5 protein-coding genes and 2 pseudogenes are annotated in these 4296 nt (G+C 67.4%); 5 read left to right on the plus strand and 2 right to left on the minus strand.

Translation table 11 applies throughout. From position 1 onward, the window contains the following. Both JNW89_RS37405 and JNW89_RS29260 read left to right on the plus strand, forming a co-directional pair. A pseudogene (locus JNW89_RS37405) lies at positions 1–313 on the plus strand (transposase); the annotation flags it as partial. A 45-nt stretch (positions 314–358) separates the two neighbouring features. After that, positions 359–838, plus strand: a complete 480-nt coding sequence (locus JNW89_RS29260) for a transposase family protein (protein ID WP_305070549.1) — start codon at positions 359–361, stop codon at positions 836–838. Between the two features lie 325 nt (positions 839–1163). Here JNW89_RS29260 and JNW89_RS29265 read toward each other — a convergent pair whose 3' ends face one another. Continuing rightward, the gene (locus JNW89_RS29265) at positions 1164–1754 is read right to left on the minus strand and encodes a TetR/AcrR family transcriptional regulator (protein WP_238449927.1); all 591 of its coding nucleotides are present in this window, start codon (positions 1752–1754) and stop codon (positions 1164–1166) included. A 100-nt stretch (positions 1755–1854) separates the two neighbouring features. On the opposite strand from JNW89_RS29265, the gene JNW89_RS29270 reads away from it, so the two are divergent. The 3 genes from JNW89_RS29270 to JNW89_RS29280 all read left to right on the plus strand — a co-directional run bounded on the left by JNW89_RS29270 (position 1855) and on the right by JNW89_RS29280 (position 3646). Beyond that, the gene (locus JNW89_RS29270; protein ID WP_238449926.1) at positions 1855–2466 is read left to right on the plus strand and encodes a DUF2867 domain-containing protein; all 612 of its coding nucleotides are present in this window, start codon (positions 1855–1857) and stop codon (positions 2464–2466) included. Positions 2467–2468: 2 nt separating this feature from the next. Next, positions 2469–2924 carry a DUF6463 family protein gene (locus JNW89_RS29275; protein ID WP_255541375.1) on the plus strand — a complete coding sequence of 152 codons (456 nt, stop codon included), beginning with the start codon at positions 2469–2471 and terminating at the stop codon, positions 2922–2924. A 143-nt stretch (positions 2925–3067) separates the two neighbouring features. After that, a complete protein-coding gene (locus tag JNW89_RS29280) occupies positions 3068–3646 on the plus strand; it encodes a hypothetical protein (RefSeq protein WP_238451553.1) in 579 nt (192 codons plus the stop codon). A gap of 481 nt (positions 3647–4127) precedes the next feature. Here JNW89_RS29280 and JNW89_RS29285 read toward each other — a convergent pair. After that, positions 4128–4296: pseudogene (locus JNW89_RS29285) on the minus strand (IS630 family transposase); the annotation flags it as partial.

The following is a 4296-nucleotide window of genomic DNA, read 5'->3' on the forward strand; positions in this document are numbered from 1 at the left end:
AAAGTGCTGCCGGTCATCGAGGGAACAGTCATTCGTTTGGAGGTTGGGCACCTGCCCAGCGGCGCGACCCCGAAGCCGGTGTGGCTGTGGTGGTCCGGCGTTGACGCCACCCCGAGCGACGTCGACCGGCTCTGGCAGACGTTCCTGCGCCGCTTCGACATCGAACACACGTTCCGCCTGTTCAAACAGACTCTCGGCTGGACCTGCCCCAAGATCCGCACCCCAGGCGGCCGACCGCTGGACCTGGATGATCCTCGCCGCCTACACCCAGCTCCGGCTGGCCCGCGCCCTCGCCACCGACCTGCGCCGCCCCTGTGTTCCTGTCATGGTTGGTGCTGCGATCATGATGAATCGTCGGATGACGGGGCTGTCCCGACTGGTGATCGAGGCTCTGGTTGCGGAGCTGGCGCCGCGCTGGCAGGCGCGTCACCACGACCGGCTTGCCGCGCGGACGCGCCGCCGCGGTATCGGCGCTGGCGCGATCGGAGTTCAGGTCCTCGCCGACGCCGGCTACCAAGGACTCGGTACGGACACCGCAGGCGCGGTGATCACCCCAAGACCCAAACCGCGGAAAGGGCAGAAGTCGCTGCCGCGGAGTGTCATCGCCGCGCACGACGCGGCTCGTAAGCGGCACTCGTCGCAGCGCATCCGGGTCGAGCATGTCATCGGGCACCTCAAGAACTGGCGGATCCTGGCCCGCTACCACGGCCGACGCGAACACTTCGACGCCACCATCCGCGCTATCGCCGGCCTGCTGTCCGATCACCAGCACACCGACCGCACCGACCCCACCACCAGACAACTGAAGGCCCTACCAGCCACAGCCCACTACCGATGAAGCGGCCAATACTCGCGGACATGACTCCAGCCAATCGCGCACGAGGTCGTTAATCTGCGGCGAGCACCGATGTTGTCTGGGGTCACGACTTCACCTGCTCCAACGACCGAGCCCCCACCCACGCATCGAAACGCTGACGTTGAGCCGATCAACACAACCGGGTATCCGGATCTGCCGCGAGCCGCGCGCTACTTACCGTGACGAGTGCCTGCCGTCGTACCTCGCCCTGTCGTAGCCGATGAGCGCGCATTCGTCCGCGATGAACCGATGGCACTTCGAGGAGTTCAGCGCACCGCGGGGAAGCCGTAGCCCGCGCGGCCGTCGGTCATGTCCCGGTTGCCGACACGATCCCCGCCACCAATGCGCGCAACGCGGCAAACGACTGCCCGACGTCGACCCGGTCGGGCGCCACCAGCCACTGCTGGTGGATGCCGATCCCTGCCCCGACGATCGCGACCGCCAGCGCCTCGGTGGACAAGCCAGCTAGCGGCGCGAATCGGTCCAGCCAGCGCTTGCAGTGGCCGCGCAGGGTGTCGTGGATCGCGACGTAGCGGTCATGGATGGGCGAGTCCGGCTCCAGCGCCTCCACCAGCAGCGTGACGAACAGTTTGGTCGTGGGCTGCGCGAACAGTGCGTCGAGCCCCTTCATCATGCGGTCCAGCCCCGTCTCCACGCCCGGGTCGGGCGCGTCATCGAGGCTCGCGTGGACCTGGTCCACCGACCGTTCGAGCACCGCCAGTAGCAGGCCCTCCTTGCTGCCGAAGTGCCATGGAATGGACCCCCGACTGATCCCGGACCGCTCGGCCACATCGGCGAACGTCGTCTGCCGGTAGCCCTTGGTCGCGAACAGCTCCGCCGCCGCGGTGAGGATCAGCTCACGGCTCTCGCCGCTGGTCTGCTCCCGTCGCGTTGTCACGCCACCCCCCTCTATGCTGGCCATAATAGTCTATGCTGACCAACACAGGAGATCATCTGCCGGACCGGCAACGCAACGAGAGCTCTAGGAGGGCCCACCCGTGAGACTCCCGAACACCGCGCACACTGAGCATCCGTGGCGCATCCACGAACTCACCGCTGACTTCAGCGTCGAGGACGTGTGGGCGTTTCGCACCCCCGGGGCTGGGCCTGACGAATTCCCGACGATGCTGGCAGCGATGCGGACGGCCGGCGGGCTGGCGAAACAAACCTGGCCGGTGCGGTTGTTGTTCGCCGTTCGGTGGAAACTCGGCGCACTCCTCGGCTGGGATAACCCGAGGGCGGGTGTCGGTGTCCGGGTTGCCTCGCTCCGCGGTCGCCTGCCCCGCGACCTCTGCGATGTTCCCCGGGGCCAGGACAACGACACCATGCCCCTGAAAGCGATCTACGAGCTCGGCATGGAGTCCGCTCGCGAGCTGGCGAACAAGACCGTGCACACCGTGATGCACCTCGGCTGGGCGCAGGGAGCCAATGGTGACCACGAGCTGCGGATGGCCGTCCTCGTCAAGCCCAACGGATGGTTCGGGCGGCTCTACATGGCTGCCATCGCGCCCTTCCGATACCTCATCGTCTACCCAGCCCTGACCAGGCAGTGGGAACGAGCCTGGCGCGGCCGCAACGATCTCGCGGCGCAGCATGGTGAACGGGGCTGACGATGAACGCCAGGAAACGACTGCTGCGCTGGGCGAGCGGCATCATGCTCGTGCTGGGGACAGGTCACCTGTTGTTGCTGACGCTGTTCGCCTGGGACGACATCACCGGCTGGGTGGATCGGGGGGTGTGGGCAGCCGTCCCGCTCGCGCTCACCGACGGGGGCGCCGATCAGACGGTGGAGTCCCTGCAGAATGAGCTCACCTTCTGGGCCGGTCCAGGAAGCTTCGCCGTGCCCCTGATTCTGCTGGGTTGCCTGACCTGGCGCCTCGCTGGACGCGGGGTGGCCATCCCCGCCGGGATCGGTTGGGGCCTGGCGGCGTGGTGTTTCGTCGGCGGCGTCCTGCTTGTGCCGTCCCCGTACTTCGCGGGCGTCATCGCTGGCGCACTCATCATCCTGGCGACGCGGAAAGAAGATCGGTCGCGGGCAGCCCGCGACCCGGAGCACGACCTGGCGTGATTCGCGCCCGCCCGCGAGGGGCTGTCGACGGTTCGCTGGCACAAAGGAGAAGTACGGCGGCTGCCTCGGATTCCTCCTCGTCAGTCCGCGTCTCCAGCCCGATGGTTCCGGAACTACGAGTACCGAAACGGGGAGTTGGACGCATGGCCCACACCTCTCGGATCGTCGCGACCGAAACCGCGCGGTCGGTTCCACAGTGGTCAGACGTGGCCGCCTGGGCCACCGTGTGGTGCACCGTTCCCTCGTCCGCATGGCGGGTCGCCGCCGGTCTCGGTGTTGACGTCGGCTTCACCGGCGAACTCGGCGACATGTACCGAGGCCCGGCCTTCCTGCTGTATGTGTGGGTGCTTACCGTTGTCTCGCAGGCCGGGGCGTTCCTGACACTCGGACTGGTCCGGCCCTGGGGCGAGCGGGTGCCGTCGTGGATCCCCCGCCTGGGGGGCCGACCGATTCCGCCGCTGGCCGTGATTACGCCGGCCCTGCTTGGCGGGGTCGCGGTGACCGCGCTCTGCGCGATGGTCGCCCTGGCCCCCAACGGCCCCCTCGACAATCCCGACTTTCCACGTGGGGCAGCGGGCGTGATCATGGCTCTTTGCTACGCGCCGCTGCTCGCCTGGGGCCCGCTCGTCATCGCTCTTACCGTCTCCTACGCCCGTCGCCGAGGCGTCGTAGGCGCAAGCCGGGATCCGCATGCTGGCGCGATGAAGGCGCCGACGCCATGAGAACTGCCGCCGCAACCACCATTCCCCCCGATCTCTCGGCACACATGGGCACCAAACCGCCGCGCTGGGCGCGGTGGGCGGCGCACACGGCGGCCCTAGTTGCGGTGCCGTCAGGCGTGTGGCGCATCGGTCTGGCGCTGGGATTCCCCCTCGGCTACACCGAGCAGGGCTACCGCGACCTGGTCGGCTCCACCCCGCGGGTGGCGGGCAACATCCGGCGGACTTGAGGATTGTCCTGCCGGAATGTGAGACGGGTGAGCAGCTGCGGTGGATCGCTTCGGACGATTTGTGGGCCCAGATCGCACCGCTGCTGCTGCCCGACCGTCCACCGAGCCCCGCCCACCCTTACTCCGCGCTCCGGTAGCGGACTTCACCAACTGCACATACTTACCGTGGACCGTACTTGACAGAATCCGAACCACATTCCAGCAGCTCAAGGGCCGATCGTAATGGTCTCACCCGTATCATCTAGTGTTCTGTCTCAGTTTTGACTAGCCACTTGCTGAAGGGCGACTCGTCCACGTCGGACCTTGGTCAGGATCGATTCGGCGGTGGCGGTCCAGACGAACGGCTTCGGGTCGTCGTTATGCACGCGCAGGTACTCCTCGATGGCGGCGACGAGGTCGTCGGCGCTGCGGAACACGCCACGG

The sequence above is a fragment of the Micromonospora sp. 4G55 genome (assembly GCF_016803375.1).